This window comes from Bacillota bacterium, from assembly GCA_012518215.1.
In the GTDB taxonomy this organism is placed as follows: Bacteria; Bacillota; Dethiobacteria; order DTU022; family PWGO01; genus JAAYSV01.
In genome coordinates this window covers 32,029-52,247 of the sequence record JAAYSV010000041.1, presented here as the reverse complement: position 1 = coordinate 52,247, position 20,219 = coordinate 32,029, and the positions used below count along the sequence as shown (strand labels likewise).

The following is a 20,219-nucleotide window of genomic DNA, read 5'->3' as shown; positions in this document are numbered from 1 at the left end:
GAGAAAAGATGCATTCTGCTTTACTGGATGCCCGTGGTTCCGGTCAGTGTGCGGTAGAGTTCCTCGGTCATCTGCCGATCATGGCAGTTGATGATCACGTAACCGTCAGCGTGGAAAATATAGAGAAAGGGACCCTGCCATGCTTGCAGGTAGAGCCTGCCCCTTCCCATGTCTTCCACCGCGAAATGGCCTTTTCTGAATGGGCCGGCATCGAATCCGTTCACCTTGCGGGTGATCGGCGGCATCGTCTCTTTCAGGGCAACGTCCTCGATGTCGGACAGGGGGAGGCTGACCCCGTAGATCCCCCCGATTTCCAGCGAATCACCTTCCACCTGGATGGGAGGCGGGAGGCTGCTGTAGATCATCGTTCCTGCAACGGCCAGCCCGAAGAGAGCCAGAACCCCCAGCACCAGCCCCAGAACGATCCGATCCCTTCTTGTTACGGGGTTATGGTCAAATCGCTGTGCTTTTATCAGTATGAAAAAGATGGCGGCGATGAAGAGGCTCCAGGAGATCAGGTCAAGATAGGGGATGGCAAGGTATCCGAGCAGCCCGGCGAGCAGAAACAGGGCACCCAGGGTGAAGAGCCAATTGCCCAAAAAGTTTCCCAATCCCTCGATGTCCACATTTTCTTTCCGCGCCCGGGACATCGTGTTGTAACCGGCAATCAGCCAGTAAAATTTGAAATGTTTTATCAGGATACCCGGTACGATCAGCAGCAGCGCTACGCCCAGGTATATGTATGGATGGCTCACCCAGGATTCCTCCTTCGGCGCCGACCGTTAAACAGGTACGGTTGCATCACGGCGCGGGTTTGCTGTCGGCCGCCTTCGGGATTTATTTTTATAGGGAAGATGTTGCCGCTCACGGCGGCATCTCTCAGATACCTCAACCCTTGCCCAGATAGCCGATCGATTGGACCGTTTCACCCTTCACGAGCACGGGCACCTTGTTGGCGTTGTAAATTTCTTTTACTTTTTTCAGGGCATCGTGGTCATGGGAAACATTGTGCAGCCGGTAGGAAAGACCTTCCTTTTCCAGCTGTTCGATCTGTCCGCGGCAATGGGGACAGCCATCCTTTATGTATAGATCCAGCATCGGCAGCACTCCTTTCTGTCCATTGAATGATATTATTTACCCTGGACCATGTCATGATCCAGGGACAAAGCCCCGGGGTCCGGTACTTCAGGTAGCCTTGAGTGTATCTGGCACCTCGTGCTCCTGCACCGCAGGAGTTTATCCACGGAATATTCATTTTTTGCCGATACTCTGCCCGGTCCGATCCGGATCGTAGCGTTTCAGAAACAGCGAATTGGTCACCACCGTCACCGAACTCAGGGCCATCGCCGCACCGCCAACAACGGGCGTGAAAATACCGAAGATGGCCAGGGGCACGGTGATCAGGTTGTAGAAAAAAGCCCAGAAAAGGTTCTGCCTGATCTTGCGCAGGGTGCGCCGCGAGAGGCGGATCGCGGAAGCGATTTTCCGCAGATCGCCTTTCACCAGGGTGATGGAGGCGCTTTCCATGGCTATATCCGTCCCGGTGCCGATGGCCATTCCCACATCGGCCGTGGCCAGGGCGGGTGCATCGTTGATCCCGTCGCCGACCATGGCCACCACGTGTCCGGCATCTTTTAGCTTCTGCACTTCCTCGGCTTTGTGCTGCGGTAATACTTCGGCAATGACATTGGTTATTCCTACCTGTCTGGCGATGGAGCGGGCCGTGTTTTTCTGGTCACCGGTGAGCATGTAAAGATCCAGGCCCATCTGCTGCAACTCGGCAATGGCCCCGGTGGCGCTCTCCTTGGCCGTGTCGGCCAGGGCCAGCATCCCGCAGAGGCAGTCTTTTCTCATGGCCATCATCACCGTTTTGCCCTCTCCTTCCCAGCGATTTTTCTCTTGAAGCAGCGGGGAGATATCGATGCCAGCTTCATCGGACAGCTTCTCGTTGCCGATCAGCCAGGAGTTGCCACCCAGATCGAACCTGATCCCCTTCCCGGGCAGAGCCTCGAAATTATCGACCTCTTCCGGCGGGATCCCCCTTCTTTCCGCTTCCATGACCACGGCCTGCCCCAGGGGGTGTTCCGATCTTTTTTCCCCGGAAGCGATGATGCCCAGAAGTTCTTCTTCAGTGAAGGGGGCCAGGGCGGCAATATCCGTTACCGCCGGGGAGCCCCGGGTGATGGTCCCCGTCTTGTCCAGGACGACGGTATCGATTTTCTCTGTCCGCTCCAGGTGTTCCCCGCCCCTGATGAGAATGCCCTTCCCCGCACCCACGCCCGTTCCCACCATGATGGCCGTGGGGGTGGCCAGCCCGAGTGCACAGGGGCAGGCCACGACCAGAACGGTGACCATGTGCATCAGGGAATTTTCGAAACCTGCCCCGCTGATGTACCAACCGACGAAGGTGATCAGGGCGATGGCTATTATGGCCGGAACAAAAACGTTGGAAACCCGGTCGGCCAGGCGCTGGATCGGGGCCTTGGTGCCCTGCGCTTCCTCCACCAGGCGGATGATCTGTGCCAGGACCGTGTCCTGCCCCACCTTGGTGGCCCGAAAAGTGAAGCTGCCGTAATTGTTGATGGAGGCGCCGACGACTTCATCGCCGGGATTCTTGCCTACCGGCATGCTCTCGCCGGTAAGGTGCGATTCATCGATGGTGGTGTTTCCTTCCTCGATAACCCCGTCCACGGGGACCCTCTCTCCCGGGCGTACCACGACCAGATCACCGGGCAAGACGCGATCCGCGGGTATATCTGTCTCCACACCGTCACGGAGCACGCGGGCTGTTTTGGCCTGCAGTTCTATCAACTTTTCGATGGCCTCCGAGGTTCTTCCCTTGGCCACGGTCTCCAGCAATTTGCCCAGCAGGATGATGGTGATGAGCATGGCTGCGGATTCGAAGTAAATGTGCCCCCAGCCGGCTATCAAAGAGGCCAGACTGTAGAAATAGGCCACCGATGTACCCAGCGACACCAGGACATCCATGTTTGCACCGCCGGTTTTGAGGGAGCGGTAGGCCCCGGAATAGAAGGTCCAACCGGCGAGGAATTGAACCGGTGTGGCCAGGGCCAGCTGCACCCAGGGGTCGATTTTGAAGGACAGTCCCAGATGCGAGGAGATCATCATCGCCGCCAGGGGGAGGGTGAGGATAACCGCCAGGATGAACCTGAACAGTTGTTGGTTTCTTTCCCTCTTCCTGGCTCCTGTTACCTCGCCGGAGGCAAGATCCTGGGGCAGATGGACGGTGAAGCCCAGTTCTTTCACCGCTCTTTCCATCTCTGCAGCGCTGGTCATCCCGGGAATATAGGCGACCCTGGTTCTGCCTGTGGCCAGATTGACAGCGGTCTCCTGCACACCGGGCAGGGAGTTCAGCCTGCCCTCGACCCGTGCAGAACATGCCGTGCATGACATCCCGGAAATCAGCAATTCCTGTTGTGCGGCCGGAACCCCGAAACCCAGTTCAGCGACTCGTTCCACCATCTTTCGGGGTTCAATTTTGCCTGGATCGTAGTTTATGGTGCCCTTTCCCGCCAGCGGATTGACGTTTGCAGAAGAAATTCCGGGCAACGAGAGCAATCCTTTTTCCACCCTGGCGGAACAGGCGGCACAATTCATTCCTGTGATGGGAATGGTTATGGTCGTCTGATTGTTTCTTTGGTCCATAACTTCAGTTGTCATCGCTTGCTTCCTCCTTCTCTCAACTTACCTTATCATCCGGGAGATCGTCTTCAGCAGCTCATCGAAAACACGTTCATCGCCTTCCATGAGTTGATCCCTGATACAGGACTTCATGTGCTTTTCCAGCAACAATCTGGCTACACCATCGATGGCGGATTTGGCCGAAGCGATCTGGTTCAAAATATCATCGCAGTATGCTTCATCTTCGATCATCTTTCTGATCCCCCGCACCTGCCCTTCAATGCGGTTGAGCCTTACAACGAGCTGCCGGACTGCCTTCTCGTCCTGCCAGCTTCTCTTTTTTTTCCCGTCATGACAGCTCTCTTCAATCTTCTCCACTACCATCACCTCAACTTGCAAATATACTATACCCCCCTACCCTATTCCCCATTATACAGCGGGCCCGGCCGGGGAACAATCCCGGCGGCGCAGGAAGGCAGGCCATGTACAGGGTAATATGCAGCAATATCGGCCTCTTATCCCCCGGAATTGGGTTTTTCGTGGTTTTACTTCTTGGCCGTCCCAATTGCCGGCCCTGAAATTCAAAATAAGTGGTCAGAACATAAATTTGTTGTGATTGACCCGTTTTCTGGATATTTGGTATAATTTTCTGGGGATACTATCCGGGAATGACACATCCAGGTGCCCGGTGGTGTCTACCATATCGATGGGAGCGGAGTTTGTTTCACCTCTCCCGGGCGGAGGAATGTAGATGAACATACCCTTTCCTTTCGAACTCCTGTTGTGTTTCGGGTGGCTCAGCATCATGTTGCTGGCGGGGACCTTGCTCCGCGCCACGGTCCCCTTCTTGCAGAGGTTTCTATTTCCCAGCTGTCTTATCGGCGGCGTGTTGGGGCTGGTCCTGATGCATTACAATGTTATCGATGTTCCGGTAAACATGCTGGAAGGTTTCGCTTACCATCTCTTCAATATTTCCTTCATTTCCCTGGGGCTCACTCCGGGGGAACAGGTTGCAGCGGCGCCGGGTGGAGGCAAGGATAGGGTCAGGGGGGCGGTCTGGATGGCGCTGGTTCAGGGAATCTCCTGGCCGCTGCAGGCGATCATCGGGGGTCTGGTGGTGCTTGTCCTGAATATTTTCCGTTACGACCTGTTTTCCACTTTCGGGTTTCTGGCAGCTCTCGGTTTCACGGAGGGGCCGGGGCAGGCGCTCTCCATCGGCAAGGTGTGGGAGGGGGCCGGGTTTCAGTTTGCGGCTACCATCGGCCTGACCTTCGCGGCTGCAGGATTCATGGTCTGTTTCTTCCTGGGCGTTCCCCTCGCCAATCGGGGTATCCGCAAGGGGCGGTCGCAGTATGTACCACAGGCGCTCTCCCGGGATTTTTTCAGGGGGCTGGTCAGCAAGGGGGAGAGGAAAGAACCGGCCGGTTTCCAGACAGCCCACGCCGGCAATGTGGATAGCCTGGCACTGCATTTTGCCCTGGTGGGGCTGGTTTATATCCTCGCTTATCATCTCATAAAATTTGTGGGGGGCCTGCTCGGCCCGGAAATGGCCGATATGCTCTGGGGTTTCTTCTTTTTCGCGGGTCTGCTGCTGGCCCTGCTTCTGAGGACATTGATGTCACCGCTCCAGGTTGATCATATCATCGATGAGGGAGTTCAGCGCCGCGTTACCGGTTGGGCGGTGGACTTTCTGATCGTGGCCACCACCATGGCGATACAGCTGGTGGTGGTCAGGGAGTTCATAGTGCCCATACTGATCACGGTTGCTCTGGTTACCGCGGCCACGATGGCGGTCATCTTCTATCTGGGCGGCCGCCTGCGCCGGAACAGCCTTGAGCGCACGATGGCCATATTCGGCACCTGCACGGGGACGGTCTCAACCGGCCTGCTGCTCCTGCGCATCGTCGATCCCGAGTTCAGGACCGGCACGGCATTGGAACTGGGGATCATGAATATTTTCAGTGCTCCGGTTATCCTCGTTTCCATGCTGCTGATCAACGCCCCCGTCCTCTGGGGTTGGTCCCTGGGGAAGACCCTGCTGGCATTTGCAGGCATTCTTGCCGTGGCCCTGGTGGGCATGATCATCCTGCGCTTCTGGAAAGAAAACACGGAAACATGATTTGTCCGGACAACACCTTCTGACCGGTATTTTCCGAAATTTTTATTCCCAACGGAAGAAACGGATGGCCACGAGCAGGGAGACGACCAGCCATCCCCCCAGGACGGCCAGATTGGTAGCCGGGGTATGCAGCGGAACCTGACCGGTGATCTGGTGGCGAAGAAGATCGGCCAGATAGGTAAGGGGTATTGCCTTCATGATCGGTTTGATGAAATCCGGCATCACCTCTATGGGGAAGAAGATGCCGGAGAGGAACATCATCGGAAACTGCACCAGCTGGATGACGCCGTTGCCGCTCTCCTCCGATTTGACGAAGCAGGTCAACATGTATCCGAAACTGACAAACACCGCTGCCCCCAGGATGACGATACCGATGAGTGCCGGCCAGTTGCCCACTATATTGACCTTGTAAAACAGGTGGCCTATGACCAGGATCAGCACGGTCTGGATCATGGCCAGAAAGAGACGCACGGTGATTTCACTGGCAATCAGAAGGCCCCTGGGCAAGGGGGTCACGTTGAGCTGGCGCAACACCTTGCGTTCACGGAGTCCCACGATATGCAGCGAACCAAAGAGTCCGAGCTGCATCAGGGCCATGGCCAGAACACCGGGAATCAGGAAATCGACCGCCCGCAGATTGTCGGCCTGGACAGCCTCGGTGCTGATGATGAATACCCGCGGCCTTCCGGTCATACCCCGTTCAATTTCCTGGAGTATCTCGCTGACCGAGGAAACGAGGACCCGGTTCACAGCCTGATTGTGTTCATCGTAGTAAAAAGTGATCTCGAGCTGTTCTCCCCGGGACAGGAGGGTATCGGGATCGGGAGGAAGCAGGATGACCAGTTGCCGGGATCCATCCTGCAATGCTTCCAGCTCGCCTTCCCTGGAGCCGACGTGGACGGTAAATGCATCCGTTTGATCGAGGGCCAGATACAGGGCGCGGCTGACCTCGCCATCATCCCCAACCAGGCCGATGGGAAAATCGGCGATAACGGTATCATCGGAGAAGATGGTACCGAAAAGCAAGATGAACAGGAGTGGGAAAGCCAGGAACCAGAATAGAACCATGCGATCCCTGAACATATTTTTGGCGGTGGCCCTGACCAGTTCAAGGTAGGTTTTCATTCCCTGATCCTCCTTCCGGTCAGTTTCAGAAAAAGATCTTCCAGGGTAGCCCGCCGCACGGTAAAGTTTTGCACGTCTATGCCCCTGGCGGCAGCCAGGGACAGAACAGCTTCCATGGTTCGGATTGCATCGGTGGTGTAAAGGGTGACGGTGTCTCCGTTGCTTTCGGCCCGCTTTACCCCGTCCAGTTGATGAAGTTCGTCCTCGCCGGAGAACCCGGGGGCGTCGAATTCAATGGCCTGTTCTTGAAATTGCGCGGCAATCAGTTCCGAGGGGCTGCCCAGGGCGATGATGCGGCCGAAATCGATGACCGCCACCCGGTCGCAAAGATATTCGGCCTCCTCCATGTAATGGGTGGTAAGCACCACCGTCTTGCCTTCTTGTTTCAGAGTGGCGATGACCTCCCAGAGGAGACGCCTGGCCTGCGGATCGAGCCCCGTGGTCGGCTCGTCAAGGAATAGCAGTTCCCCATCACCGATCATGGCGATGGCTATGGCGAGGCGTTGGGACTGACCGCCCGACAATGTATTGGTCAAGCTTGCGGCTTTGTCTACAAGATCAACTCGTTTGAGTACCTCGGCGGGGGACAGGGGATGGCGGTAGAAACTGGCAAACAACCGGAGAATCTCGGTCACCTTGAGTCGCGGATAAAGGGACACACTCTGGAGCTGCATGCCAATCCTGGATTTCAGCTTGCTACTGCCGGTACCCGGGTCCATGTCCAACACCGTTACCCTGCCGGCATCGCGCTGACGTAGGCCGGCGAGGATTTCCACGGTGGTGCTTTTTCCGGCGCCATTGGGACCCAGCATTCCGAAGATCTCGCCCCTTTTCACGGTAAAGTCAATTCCATTCACGGCTTTTACCGGGCCGTAGCTCTTCTGCAGACCGGAGACCACGATACAATTTGGTTGATCGAAGGTTTCAGCATTGTTGTGAACGACTTGCACAGCCATTACCTCGGTGTTATGTTATTAGCGCTATTGTTACAACATTGATAAATTCGGGAAAAGTGAGTAAAATCCCTTCATTTTTCCTTTCGATCGGGAAAAAACCATTTTCTTCAGTACCTGAAAGCTATCCAAGAGTGGAAGACTTGCATAAACAGGGCTTCCTCTGAATTTCCACGCGTTACCCGCACCACGGCAAACGGAAACTATTTCTTCTTGATACCGGAACAGGAACCAGAGTTTTTCAACAACAAACAGTAATTTTTCTGCCGGAGTTCATTTACTTCCATGGCAGGGATGATGATAGGCAAGTTGGTGGTCATGGCGGTGAAGACGTTTTTCAAGTTGGCCCCCCCACGGCTCCCCGGTAGGGGGTCTGCACCGCGTTGTATCAATTGACACTGGATTTGAGGGTTGTTATAATTATTTTTGAGAAACCTGTGTTGGATGTCGTTAAATTGGTCATAATTGTTGAAAAATTCCTCGATCTGTAGGATTGCTCCTTCATTCCCGAAGCCTTGAAGATGGGATCTCCCGGGAGATAAATATTCCGCTTTCTCCCCCCTGCATCGAGGCAGGAAAGGTGATTGCAGCCATGCTCTATGATGTAATTGTGATCGGCGCGGGTATATCGGGTGCCTCCGTGGCAAGAGAATTATCAAGATACAAGCTCAAGATCGCCATTCTGGAAAAAAACAATGATGTGGCCGAGGGGACGACCAAGGCGAACAGTGCCATAGTGCACTGCGGTTACGACCCCGTACCCGGAACATTGAAGGCCAGATTCAATGTTCTCGGCAACCCCCTGTTCGATCGGCTTTCCGAGGAACTGGATGTGCCTTTCAAGAGAACGGGATCCATGGTTGTTGCTTTCAATGATGAAGAATTGCAAGTTCTGCAGGACCTCTACGATCGCGGTATGGCCAACGGGGTCAAGCGGCTCCGCATCCTCGATGCGGAGGAGGTTGCAGAACTTGAGCCCAACCTCAATGACACGGTGGTCGGGGCGCTCCTGGCTCCGGACTGTGGCATAGTTTGCCCCTTTGAATTGACCGTGGCTCTCACCGAAAATGCCCTGGAGAACGGGGCTCAACTTTTCCTTAATCGGCAGGTTGAAGATATACAGAAAATTGGGGATGAATTCAAGGTTATCACCAACGATGGTGTTTTCAAGACTCGGTATATAATCAATTGTGCCGGGCTGCATGCCGATGAGATCTACGGGATGGTCACCGAGTCCGATTTCAGGATAACCCCACGCCGGGGGCAGTATTTTGTGCTGGACAAGACCGCGGGCAACCTGGTGAGCATGCCCATCTTTCAGTGCCCCGGTAAGATGGGCAAGGGGGTGCTCGTTCTGCCCACCGTGCATGGCAACCTCCTCGTGGGCCCGGATTCCGAGGATGTCGATGAGAAGACAAATTTCGCCACTACCCGTGCCCGGCTTGATTATGTCAGGGCGGAGGCGGCGAAAACATGTTCGCGCATTCCATTCAATCAATGTATCACACAATTCACGGGTTTGAGGGCTACCCCGGATGGCGGCGATTTTATCATCGGTGCCTCCGACCGGGTCAAAGGGTTCATCAATGTGGCCGGCATCGAATCCCCGGGGCTGACTTCGGCTCCGGCCATCGCCCTTCATATCGTGGAGATCATGAAAGAGATCACCGGCGGGCTGGAGGAGAAGGAGGACTTCAACCCCCGGCGCCGGAAGGTGATCAGGTTCAGCGCCCTGAGCCCCGAGGAGAAGGCGGCTCTGATAAAAAAGGATCCGCTCTACGGAAGGATCGTCTGCCGCTGTGAGCAGGTCACCGAGGGGGAGATCGTGGATGCGATCAGAAGAAAAGCGGGGGCCACTTCCCTGGATGGGATCAAACGGCGGGTCAGGCCGGGGATGGGCCGCTGCCAGGGAGGTTTCTGCAGTTCCCGGACCATGGAGATTCTCTCGCGCGAGCTGCAGATAAGCGTTCTGGATGTGGTCAAGAAGGGCAAGGATTCCCGGGTACTGACCGGAACCACAAAAAAGGGGATACCCGAGGAGGGAAGACGATGACCGATCACGAGATCATCGTTATTGGCGGTGGCCCCGCGGGGCTTGCGGCGGCAATAGAGGCCAGAAGGAGCGGTGTCGACGACATCCTCATCCTGGAGAGGGAGAGCGAGCTGGGGGGGATACTGCAACAGTGTATCCATTATGGTTTCGGACTGCACATCTTCAAGGAAGAATTGACCGGTCCGGAGTATGCCGAAAGATTCATTGACGAGGCAAAGGCGTTGGCCATACCTTGCAAGACGGACACGATGGTTCTGGATATCTCCCCGCAAAAAGAGGTTTCCTTTGTCAATCCCGTGGATGGGTTCAGGACAATCAAAGCCAGGGCGATCATCCTGGCGATGGGGTGCCGTGAAAATACAAGGGGGGCCATCGGCCTTCCGGGTTCAAGACCCGCGGGCATCTTCTCCGCGGGGGCCGCGCAGAAATTGATCAATATCGAGGGGTACATGGTCGGCAAGAAGGTGGTTATCATGGGTACCGGCGACATAGGGCTGATCATGGCCCGCCGGCTGGCGCTTGAAGGTGCCGAGGTGAAGGCGATCATGGCGCGCAAGCCGTACCCGGGCGGGCTGACCAGGAATGTGGTGCAGTGCCTCCACGATTACAATATCCCCCTGCTGTTGAAGCATACGATAACGAGCGTTTCCGGGGAAGAACGGGTCGAAGGGGTGACGGTGGTCAAGCTTGATGACAGGGAGAGGCCCCTGCCCGGTACGGAGGAATTCATGGAATGTGACACGCTTCTGCTTTCGGTGGGGCTCATACCGGAGAATGAACTTTCCCTGAAGGCGGGCGTGATGATGGATCGGGGGTCCAGGGGGCCGGTGGTGAGTGAGTCCCGGGAGACAAGCGTCGAGGGTATCTTTGCCTGCGGGAATGTTCTCCACGTTCATGACATCGTTGACTTTGTAACCGAGGAAAGCCGGATAGCGGGGCGGGCGGCAGCTGATTATGTTAGGGCCGGATCCGGAGAGCGGGAACCTGGCGGCCGGAAGATAACGGTCAGACCGGAACGCGGTATAAAATATATTGTGCCGCATACCATCGATGTGGCAAAGATCGGGGAGAGCATCGATCTCATGTTCAGGGTGGACAGAATGTACAAGAAGGCGAGGTTGATCCTGAAGGGAGACGGGAGGATATTGAAGACCAGGAAAGGTATCCGTATCTATCCCGGCGAGATGGAGATGATGCCCCTGCGGGCCGACATGCTGAAGGACGTTTCTGTTCTCTCCGTGGAGGTCGAGGAGGTGCCGGAAGAATGAGCAAGAAGGAGATCATCTGCATCGTCTGTCCGGTAGGATGCAAGTTGCTGGTCGAGGAGAACAGGGAGGCTGAAGGCGGTTACACCGTGGAAGGGCACACCTGCAAGCGGGGAATCAAATACGGGATCGAGGAGATGCGCGATCCGCGCAGGAATATATGTTCCACCGTGCCCATCACGGGGGCAGCTCTGGGGCTGCTTCCCGTCAGGACGAACCACCCCATCCCCAAGGATATGATTTTTGATTGTATGAAGGAGATAAACAAGGTCAGGGTAACTGCGCCTGTCAAGGTGGGGGATGTGATCATCAAGAACGTTCTGGGCACGGGGACGGACATCGTTGCCTCGAGAAGCATGGCAGAGGCCGGCTGAGAGTTGCGGCGGGGGCATTTTTATGGCAGGTAGAGGATGGAAACGGGGCCCCCTGCCGAAAAACAGGGGAAAGTCAGCAGGCGCGGGGGTTGCCATTGGTCAATTTTCATATATATTTTTTGATATGCGGCAGGGAGTTGTTTCTGCCATCTCATCATGCCATCCCTTTTTTCATGGGGTTCTTTTTTTTATTCCGGACATTTTTTCGCCACCCGTGCGGGCAGGTGTGGTTTGATGGAGGCGTGATCATTGCCCCTGGAGAAATGGTAATCGTGGTTGGCCGATTATTTTATTATAAAGAGGAAAAAGATAGTATATTATATATGAAGAGATGCTGTTTCTGGGCAGGGCCGCGGAGCATCTTCTGGACTACCACAGGGCAACGGAGGTCAAGGTAAAAGTGGAAAACAAAAACATCAGTTTTGATTACTCGATGGCGGAAGGCTTTTTAACCCCGGAACAGATGGAGAAGGCCAGGCCCCGGGTCGAGAAAGCGCATACGCTTCTTCACGGTCGCCGGGGGCCGGGCAACGAGTTCACGGGGTGGCTTGACCTGCCCGGGGATTACGATCGCCGGGAATTTGCCCGCATCAAGGATGTGGCTGCAAGGATCGGCCATATCGCCGAAGTTCTGATCGTAATCGGCATTGGCGGCTCGTACCTGGGTGCCCGTTCAGCTCTGGAGGCGCTAAAACATACATTTTATCATCATCTGCCCTCCCGGCAGAGAAAAACTCCGATGGTCTTTTTTGCCGGCCATCATGTCAGCGGTACGTATCTGACGCACCTGCTGGATCTGCTGCGGGACAGGGATATAGCTGTCAACGTGGTCTCCAAATCAGGGACGACGCTGGAGCCTGCACTGGCCTTCCGTGTTTTTCGCAAGGTAATCGAGGAGAGATATGGCCGGAGGGGAGTGCGCGAGCGCATTGTTGCCACTACCGACAGGGAAAAAGGTATCTTGCGGGAGATGGCTGCCGGGGAGGGATTCGAAACATTTGTGGTGCCCGATGATGTGGGGGGTAGGTTTTCGGTCCTGACCGCGGTGGGGTTGCTGCCCATGGCCGTGGGGGGGATCGACATCGACCGGGTCATGGAGGGGGCAGAGGATTGCCGTCGCCTGTGTGCCAATGTTGATCTGGATGCAAACCCCGCTTATCAGTATGCAGCCGCAAGAAACCTCCTTCATGAACAGGGCAAGACCACCGAAATACTGGTCAACTACGAGCCCTCTCTCTATTATTTTGGCGAGTGGTGGAAACAGCTGTTCGGTGAAAGCGAGGGGAAAGATGGCAAGGGAATCTTTCCTGCCACCTTGAATTTTTCCACGGATCTTCATTCCATGGGACAGTACCTTCAGGAAGGGCGGCGGGATCTCTTCGCAACCACGATATGGATGGGGGAGGCGGCCGCGGATATGGTCGTTCCGGAGGCCGACGAAGATAAAGACAGGCTGAATTATCTGGCCGGCCGTTCTTTCTCCGACATCAATGAGAAGATCCGCCTGGCCACGATGCAGGCCCACAGTGCCGGGGGTGTTCCCAATCTCATGGTCAAAATCGGCGGGATGACCCCGTATCATTACGGGCAGATGGTCTATTTCTTCGAGAAGGCCTGCGCGATAAGCGGGTATCTTCTGGGTGTCAATCCTTTCGACCAGCCGGGTGTGGAGGCTTACAAGAAGAGGATGTTTGCCCTTCTGGGCCGTCCCTGAGATATCCAAACCGGTTCTGAAAAATTCGCTGAAAACTGACCGGCGGCATGACTGCCTCCGGCTGCCTCCGGTTACCTTCGATTACCCCGACTACCTCCGGTGCCCATCCGGTTACAATTCAATTTGTTCGAGGGGCAAGAATAGGATTTTTGCAACAGTAACCATGGAAACATCCTTTCCACGGAGTTTTGTTTGCTGCCATGGCAATGACAGGAAGGTGGAGGAGACTGGCCCTTGAGGAGATCTTTATTCTCCCATGCAGGAAAACGGCATAAAATGTGCGAATCTAAATAGAGAAGCCTGATAATCTGTAGTCTGTGTCCATTCATATTTCAGAACTCTATAATTGAATTGCAACATTGGCATTTCTCCGGGCGCCTGTTCCCCGGATGCGGACAAAATAACAATTCAACCGGAAAAGAGGGATCGTTGAATGAAGAAACTGGCACCTTTTACTTTACCCAGGCAGATATTGTATTCGGTCGGCAGTCTTTCCTTCAATCTTACCGAGAGGATGATTCTTCTCTACGCGGCATTCTACTATCTACCGCCCAAGGAATATGGACTGCCCGAGCTTTTCCCCGGACAGACATTCTGGGGGATTCTGACCATCTTCGGTCTGGTCATGGTTGTGGGACGTGTCTTTGATGCCCTGGCCGACCCCGTTGTGGCTTCACTCAGTGACCGCAGCACTTCCAGGTTGGGGCGGCGCAAGGTGTTCAAATTGATCAGTGCCCTGCCGATGGCCCTGGCTGCGGCCCTGATATTCTTCCCCCCTTTCAACAGCAGCGAGAACATCATCAACGGGATCTGGTTTGGTATCGTGATGTCGATCTTCTACATCGCTTTCACGGCATATGCCAACCCTTTTCTGGCCCTCGTGTCCGAATTGGGCCAGGATGAATCCACGCGCATCAACATGAATACATTCATAGCCATACTGGGGTTGCTGGGTGTGGCGCTGGTTACCGTTGCCTTCACGCCCATCGTCACCTATCTGCAGAGCAGGGGAGTCGGGATCCGGGAATCTTACCAGTGGGCGGCACTGGGCTTTGCGGCCATTGCTTGCATTGCGGGATATATCTCACTTCTTTCTTACGATGAGAAAAAACACTGCTTGCCCGTTGAACCCGTGGACACGGGTATCATCGAGTCCCTGAAAAGGACTTTTGGCGTCAAGCACTTTGTGACCTTCCTGACCGGGGAACTATTTCTTATGTTCTGCGTCAATATTGTCACCCTGGGGATGATGTACTATGCCGTGGTCATCTTTAAGAAGGATCAGGATTTCATGACCTACATTGCCGGTGCGGCTTTGCTGGGTTCCATGATCAGCTTTCCTTTTGTCAGCTACCTCGGCAAGAAGATAGGGAAGAAAAAGGTGATCGTGTTTTCGGTTGCTTTCTTTTCAGCGGCCATGATGCTCTTTTTCATACTCAGTTTCATGATGAACGAAACGTTGGTCTATGTCTGCCTGGCCCTGTTTGTTCTCTGCGGGTTTCCCCTGGCGGCCCTCTCTTCCCTGGTTTACTCCACGACTTCCGACATCGCCAGGGAAGATGCCTTGCGGACGGGGGTCAGAAGGGAGGCCATGTTCTACGGGGCCCGGGCGCTTCCCCTGAAAATTGTCATAGCCCTCTCGGGCCTTACCTTCGGGTTCTTGATATCCAAGTACGGCAAGGATGTTGCGGAACCGCTGGGGGTACAGTTGAGCTTGCTCGTGGTCTCGATCTGTGCGCTTATCGGCCTTTTCTTCTTTGTCCGCTATCCGGAAGAGAAGGTGCTCTCCAGTCTGAAAGAGCACGAACAGAAAATCGCTGCGTTGTCCGGAGACACTTCCGGCAAGAGCGGGGAGAAGGGACCGGAATCTTGATGTTCAGGGAAAACAATCGCCCGGGGAAAATGATGATCCTCGGGCACCGCGGTTCACCGCGGGAAGCACCCGAGAATACCATCCCGTCATTTTTGACTGCACTGGAAAGGGGTGCTGACGGGATAGAACTGGATGTCACCCTGAGCCGTGACAAGGCTCTGATCATCATCCATGACTACACCCTGTCAAGAACCACGGACGGACGGGGGCTGGCGGCGAGGCGCACCCTGGAGCAGTTGAAGTCGCTGGATGCCGGCTCTTATTTTTCCCGGCAATTTGCGGGAACGCGCATCCCCACCCTTCAGGAAGTCATCGAGGCTCTGGGGCGGAAGGCTTTCATCATGATAGAAATCAAGACGAGCCTGGTAGGTGCAAACATGGAGACCGCCGATGCCGTCGCGGCTGTGGTGGCCCGCCATGACCTGTACAAACGTGTTGTGGTCTCCTCATTCAACCCTTTTGCCCTGGTCAGAACGAGGAAAACGGATCCCCACATTCCCGTCGGGCTGCTGCATTTTCCGCTAGTCCCTTCCTTGCTGCAAAGGGGAAGCTTTGCAGATATGGTCAGGCCCGCCGTATTGCATCCCCATCACCGTCTGGTGAACAGAAAATACATGGAGCAGGCCCGCATGCTCGGCTGCCGGGTTATTCCCTGGACGGTCAACGCGGAGGAGGATCTGAACAGGATGATGCAGATGGGAGTGGATGGAGTCATCACCGATTACCCCGGCAGGATCAGGAAAGTGCTTGCAAAGTCGAAACGGGGGCTGTTTTTGTTCAAGGATGCAGAGCGGGGTGAAAGAAAAGAATGCCCGCAATTGAATTGAAAGAGATCGAATTTTTTCTGCTGGACATGGATGGCACCATTTACCTGGGCGATCGCCTGATCGATGGTTCCCGGGATTTTTTGCATCTCCTCAAAGAGCAGGGCAAGAGATACTGTTTTCTGACCAACAACTCCTCCCGGGGATCGGAGGCCTACCTGAAAAAACTCGGTGGCCTGGGGATAGAGGCCACCGGGGAAGAGCTGGTAACCTCCACCGATCTGCTCATTTACCATCTGGGGAAGACCGATCCCGGAGCGGTTCTCTACCCCGTGGGCACGGAACAATTCGAACGGGAACTTTCCCGGGCCGGATTCAACCTCATTCATGATTACCGGGAGGGATCCCGCCCCGATTATGTGGTCATCGGCTTTGACACCACCCTGCATTACAACAAACTTTTTGACGTGTGCCGCCTTGTGAGGGATGGGGTGCCCTACATTGCCACCCATCCCGACCTGAACTGCCCCCTTGGTGATGGAATCTACATGCCCGATTGCGGTGCGATCATTGCCTTTGTCAGGGCGGCCACGGATATTCCGCCGGCGGAGGTAGTGGGCAAGCCGAACCCGCAGGTAATTGAATATTTCCGGCATACCCGGGGTGTTGATAGAGGCCGGATGGCGATCATCGGGGATCGGCTCTATACGGATATACGGCTGGGCAGGAAAGGCAACATAACTTCCATCCTGGTCCTCTCCGGGGAATCCACCCGTGAAGATGTTGCCGATGCAGTGGACAGGCCCGACTATGTATTTGACTCTGTCCGGCAGCTCTATCAGGCATTGCTTTGAGCTGAAATGGATTGGTGAAGGGGGCAGGGTGGCAAGGGCCGCCGTTGCCTGCCGGGGCAAACAACTTCTTGAAAAAGGCCACCCGGGGATGATATAATTGAAGAGTAAATCTGCCGTGTGGGCGTGTAGCTCAGCTGGGAGAGCGTTCGGTTCGCATCCGAAAGGTCAGGGGTTCGAATCCCCTCACGTCCACCATATCAAGTAACCGAGATTGATACAATTTTAGTTTGACGGATATGGCAGGTTTGCATTGTAGAAAGTGCTTAGAAACGCATAAAATAAGGGCTTTGGGGGTTATAAAGATGACCTTGAAAGCCCTTATTTTTCTTTTGGGGGAAGATTTGGTTGGGGTTTTATATGTGGAGGATATCGGTTGCAGGGAATATGCACACACCACTAGGGAGTAATTTAGGGTAATCGTTAAAAGTATAGGTATTGTTAAAAAGTGTAAAAAAGGTAACATCTTTATATTCCTTTTAATAGTTCTTCTAAAGTGGATGCCCATTTTAAGAACGAACAAAGCGTTTTTATATAAAGTTATAGCCCGTTAAGAAGGTAATAAAGGGAAATTTATAGAACTATTTCAAAAAGGAATGCTGGGAAGATAAGAGTATAGGAAAGGTGGTGACACATTTGGAAACATTCGATTCTACTAAAAGGAGTTTGTTTGAAATACTAAGAGATACCCATGAAGGGAAAATACAACTGCCCGATTTCCAAAGGGGCTGGATTTGGGACGATGAGCGTATTAAGGGGATTCTTGCTAGTGTTGCAAAATCATTTCCCATCGGTGCCGTTATGTTTCTGGAAACAGGGAATGAAAATTTGAGGTTTAAATCAAAACCTGTGGAAGGTGTAAACCTCAATAGCGATGTAGAGCCAGATTTGCTTATCCTTGATGGGCAACAGAGGATTACCTCACTTTATCAAACAATTGCAACCTATGAGGTGGTCACCACCCGGAATGAGAAAAACTACGAAATCAAGCGCTGGTATTATATTGATATGGCAAAGGCTATGGATGAAAATTATGATCTTGAAGAGGCGATTATTTCGCTTAATGAAAACAAACAAATCAGGGAAGATTTTGGGCGAACTATTGTCCTCGATTTATCAGAGAGAGATTTTGAGTATAAAAACCTTATGTATCCTGTTTGTATGATTAACGATTATAGTACTTGGAGACGGGGCTTCAATGAATACTGGCGGCATGATAGGGATAAATCCATATTCTGGGATAATTTTGAGAGTAAGGTTATTAACAGTTTCAATAAATATATGCTCCCGGTTATAGTAATGAAAAAGGATAACCCCAAGGAGGCAGTTTGCCAAGTTTTTGAGAAGGTCAACACCGGTGGGGTACCCTTAGATATTTTTGAATTATTAACAGCTACCTTTGCCGCTGATGATTTTGAGCTAAAAAAAGATTGGCAAAAAATCAAAAAGGAATTTGCGGAACATAAGTTACTTGCCAAGGTTAGTAATACGGACATTATTCAAGCCATTACATTGCTCACCACATATGAAAAAAGGTTGGCTTCTTTACGGGCAGATGTTCCAGTTGAGGGTTTGCCCGCTGTTAGATGTAAAAGAAAAGATATGCTTGACCTATCGATTAAAGATTATTTAGAACATAGGGATTCGATAGTGCAGGGTTTTATAAAGGCCGCAAAAATACTTTTTGAACATCATATATATACCGCACGTGATTTACCCTATAATGCCCAATTAGTACCGATGTCGGCAATCTTGGCTGTATTCGGGAACAGGATTGATAATATGGGCAATAAGAAGAAATTAATGCAATGGTTCTGGTGTGGGGTTTTAGGCGAACTTTATGGTTCAGCAAACGAAACCCGTTTTGCCCTTGATTTACACCAGGTAGTCGAGTGGATTGAGAAAGGAGGGGCCAGGCCGAAAACAATTTATGATGCAAATTTTTCCCCGTCTCGATTGCATACCTTAAGAACAAGAAACAGTGCTGCTTACAAAGGCATTTATGCTTTGCTCATGGATGACGAAACTAAAGACTGGCTTTCGGCTACAAAGATTGATATTAGCACCTATTTTTCTGAGTCTATCGATATTCATCACATTTTTCCCGTGGCTTGGTGCAGGAAAAACGGCATCAGTAAAGATGATTACAATTGCATTATTAACAAAACTCCCCTATCAAGCCGTACTAATCGTATAGTAAGTGGCGAAGCTCCGAGTAAATATTTAACAAGAATACAAAAACACGCCGGAGTAAATGATGAGGAGTTTCAAAATATATTAAGATCCCATGTTCTGGCACACGAATTTCTATATACTGACGACTTTAAAAGTTTTTTTACGGATCGCAAGGAAAAAATACTACAAAGAATCGAAAAAGCCATGGAAAAGCCTATCCCAAGGGGTGTAGAACAGATTGAAGAAGGTGTTTTTGTAGATTACGAGGATATCGAAGTGGAGTAGGAAACCAGGGGTGGTGTAACTGTGTCGTTCAGGTTAGCGAAGGGGTAGAAGGGTATCCCACCATTGTCTGACAAATAACCAGCAACCTAGAAGCAGGCCGGGTGGTTCAAAGCGAATTGCCCGGCTTGTTTGTATGATGGGCATGCCGTCAATCTGTGGTGAAAGTCCACAAGGGGCGTAGTTGCCGACGAACCCCAAAGCAACTGTTTCTGCTAATCAAAAAGTGCCCCAGGATAATAATTAAAAATTCCTTCACCATAAACTATGATTTCCTATGTATGACACAATGATGGAAAATCCCAGCGAACGCTCCACCGAGAAACTGGTATTTGTCGTAAGACCATCAGGAAGTACATCAAGGAATACGAAGCCAAGAGGGTGGCTCTATTTGGCAGCCAGAATTCATCGGGGGAGGAATTGATTCAAAGCATAGTAGAAAACCCCACTTATGACAGCAGTAACCGTAAAAAACAAAACTAACCCCGGAGATTATGGAAAAGGTTCTAGATTACTTAAAGGAAAATGAAATGAAACGGGCCACGGGCCGCTCAAAACAGCAAAAAAAGAAAATAGATATCCATGAAGCCTTGATCAGGGATGGATTTGACATCAGCTATCCAACCATTTGTAACTTCACCAGGGAGGCGGAAAGAAAGCGCAGGGAAGCCTTCATCAGGCAGCGTTACATGCTGGGGGAAGTTTGCGAATTTGATTGGGGGGAGGCAAAGTTAACCATTGGTGGCCAGGATATTACCTTGCAACTGACTGTTTTTACCGGTGGCAAAGGTAATTACCGATGCTAAACTTTTCTACAATCAAAAAACAGAAAGTTTCTTAGAAGCCCATACCTCATTTACTAAACTTGGCGTTTAGGTAATTTTAGTTGCGTTGAGCCGATGTTAGGAATGTGTATCCCAGTTTATGCGTAAAACGGAACCGGTAGTATCCGGATACCCTGTTAGTTGTAAAATGGAACTACCTGCTATCACAGGTGAATTGCCTTCATCAAAATTCTACACCACATTA

The 20,219-nt window shown here is 52.7% G+C and carries 17 protein-coding genes and 1 tRNA gene; 11 read left to right on the top strand and 7 right to left on the bottom strand.

All coding sequences use genetic code 11. The features are described 5' to 3' along the window. Window positions 1-20 precede the first annotated feature (20 nt). The 4 genes from GX364_06250 to GX364_06235 all read right to left on the bottom strand — a co-directional run bounded on the left by GX364_06250 (window position 21) and on the right by GX364_06235 (window position 4,026). Window positions 21-755 (bottom strand): DUF3784 domain-containing protein, encoded by a 735-nt coding sequence (locus tag GX364_06250; GenBank protein NLI70443.1) that lies wholly within the window; start codon window positions 753-755, stop codon window positions 21-23. Window positions 756-888: 133 nt separating this feature from the next. After that, entirely contained in the window at window positions 889-1,098 is a 210-nt protein-coding gene (locus GX364_06245; protein ID NLI70442.1) for a glutaredoxin family protein, read from the bottom strand. Between the two features lie 153 nt (window positions 1,099-1,251). After that, entirely contained in the window at window positions 1,252-3,666 is a 2,415-nt protein-coding gene (locus tag GX364_06240) for a copper-translocating P-type ATPase (GenBank protein ID NLI70441.1), read from the bottom strand. 39 nt (window positions 3,667-3,705) lie between these two features. Next, complete coding sequence (locus GX364_06235; protein NLI70440.1) at window positions 3,706-4,026, bottom strand: metal-sensing transcriptional repressor; 321 nt, start codon at window positions 4,024-4,026, stop codon at window positions 3,706-3,708. Between the two features lie 367 nt (window positions 4,027-4,393). Between GX364_06235 and GX364_06230 the strand changes: the two genes are divergently transcribed. Next, window positions 4,394-5,761 (top strand): hypothetical protein, encoded by a 1,368-nt coding sequence (locus GX364_06230; GenBank protein NLI70439.1) that lies wholly within the window; start codon window positions 4,394-4,396, stop codon window positions 5,759-5,761. A 42-nt stretch (window positions 5,762-5,803) separates the two neighbouring features. Here the strand turns inward: GX364_06230 and GX364_06225 are convergent, their stop codons facing one another. The 3 genes from GX364_06225 to GX364_06215 form a co-directional block, all read right to left on the bottom strand. Beyond that, window positions 5,804-6,886, bottom strand: coding sequence for an ABC transporter permease (locus tag GX364_06225; GenBank protein NLI70438.1), 1,083 nt, complete (start codon window positions 6,884-6,886; stop codon window positions 5,804-5,806). Then, window positions 6,883-7,842 carry an ABC transporter ATP-binding protein gene (locus tag GX364_06220; protein NLI70437.1) on the bottom strand — a complete coding sequence of 320 codons (960 nt, stop codon included), beginning with the start codon at window positions 7,840-7,842 and terminating at the stop codon, window positions 6,883-6,885. Before GX364_06220 ends, GX364_06225 begins: the two co-directional genes overlap by 4 nt. Before the next feature lie 200 nt (window positions 7,843-8,042). Further along, on the bottom strand, window positions 8,043-8,180 hold the full coding sequence (locus tag GX364_06215) for a hypothetical protein (GenBank protein NLI70436.1): 138 nt from the start codon (window positions 8,178-8,180) through the stop codon (window positions 8,043-8,045). Window positions 8,181-8,431: 251 nt separating this feature from the next. Between GX364_06215 and GX364_06210 the strand changes: the two genes are divergently transcribed. The 10 genes from GX364_06210 (at window position 8,432) to GX364_06165 (ending at window position 19,996) form a co-directional block, all read left to right on the top strand. Next, entirely contained in the window at window positions 8,432-9,892 is a 1,461-nt protein-coding gene (locus tag GX364_06210; GenBank protein ID NLI70435.1) for an NAD(P)/FAD-dependent oxidoreductase, read from the top strand. Next, window positions 9,889-11,160 (top strand): FAD-dependent oxidoreductase, encoded by a 1,272-nt coding sequence (locus GX364_06205; GenBank protein NLI70434.1) that lies wholly within the window; start codon window positions 9,889-9,891, stop codon window positions 11,158-11,160. The genes GX364_06210 and GX364_06205 overlap by 4 nt, the downstream gene beginning before the upstream one ends. Next, complete coding sequence (locus tag GX364_06200; GenBank protein ID NLI70433.1) at window positions 11,157-11,531, top strand: DUF1667 domain-containing protein; 375 nt, start codon at window positions 11,157-11,159, stop codon at window positions 11,529-11,531. The genes GX364_06205 and GX364_06200 overlap by 4 nt, the downstream gene beginning before the upstream one ends. A gap of 331 nt (window positions 11,532-11,862) precedes the next feature. Further along, complete coding sequence (locus GX364_06195; GenBank protein NLI70432.1) at window positions 11,863-13,245, top strand: glucose-6-phosphate isomerase; 1,383 nt, start codon at window positions 11,863-11,865, stop codon at window positions 13,243-13,245. Window positions 13,246-13,678: 433 nt separating this feature from the next. Continuing rightward, complete coding sequence (locus GX364_06190; GenBank protein NLI70431.1) at window positions 13,679-15,118, top strand: MFS transporter; 1,440 nt, start codon at window positions 13,679-13,681, stop codon at window positions 15,116-15,118. Then, entirely contained in the window at window positions 15,115-15,945 is an 831-nt protein-coding gene (locus tag GX364_06185) for a glycerophosphodiester phosphodiesterase (GenBank protein NLI70430.1), read from the top strand. The genes GX364_06190 and GX364_06185 overlap by 4 nt, the downstream gene beginning before the upstream one ends. Continuing rightward, the gene (locus tag GX364_06180; protein ID NLI70429.1) at window positions 15,927-16,736 is read left to right on the top strand and encodes an HAD-IIA family hydrolase; all 810 of its coding nucleotides are present in this window, start codon (window positions 15,927-15,929) and stop codon (window positions 16,734-16,736) included. The genes GX364_06185 and GX364_06180 overlap by 19 nt, the downstream gene beginning before the upstream one ends. A gap of 119 nt (window positions 16,737-16,855) precedes the next feature. Then, a tRNA-Ala gene (locus GX364_06175) sits at window positions 16,856-16,931 on the top strand. A 438-nt stretch (window positions 16,932-17,369) separates the two neighbouring features. Further along, window positions 17,370-19,193, top strand: coding sequence for a DUF262 domain-containing protein (locus tag GX364_06170; protein NLI70428.1), 1,824 nt, complete (start codon window positions 17,370-17,372; stop codon window positions 19,191-19,193). Between the two features lie 491 nt (window positions 19,194-19,684). Next, complete coding sequence (locus GX364_06165) at window positions 19,685-19,996, top strand: hypothetical protein (protein ID NLI70427.1); 312 nt, start codon at window positions 19,685-19,687, stop codon at window positions 19,994-19,996. Window positions 19,997-20,219 lie beyond the last annotated feature (223 nt).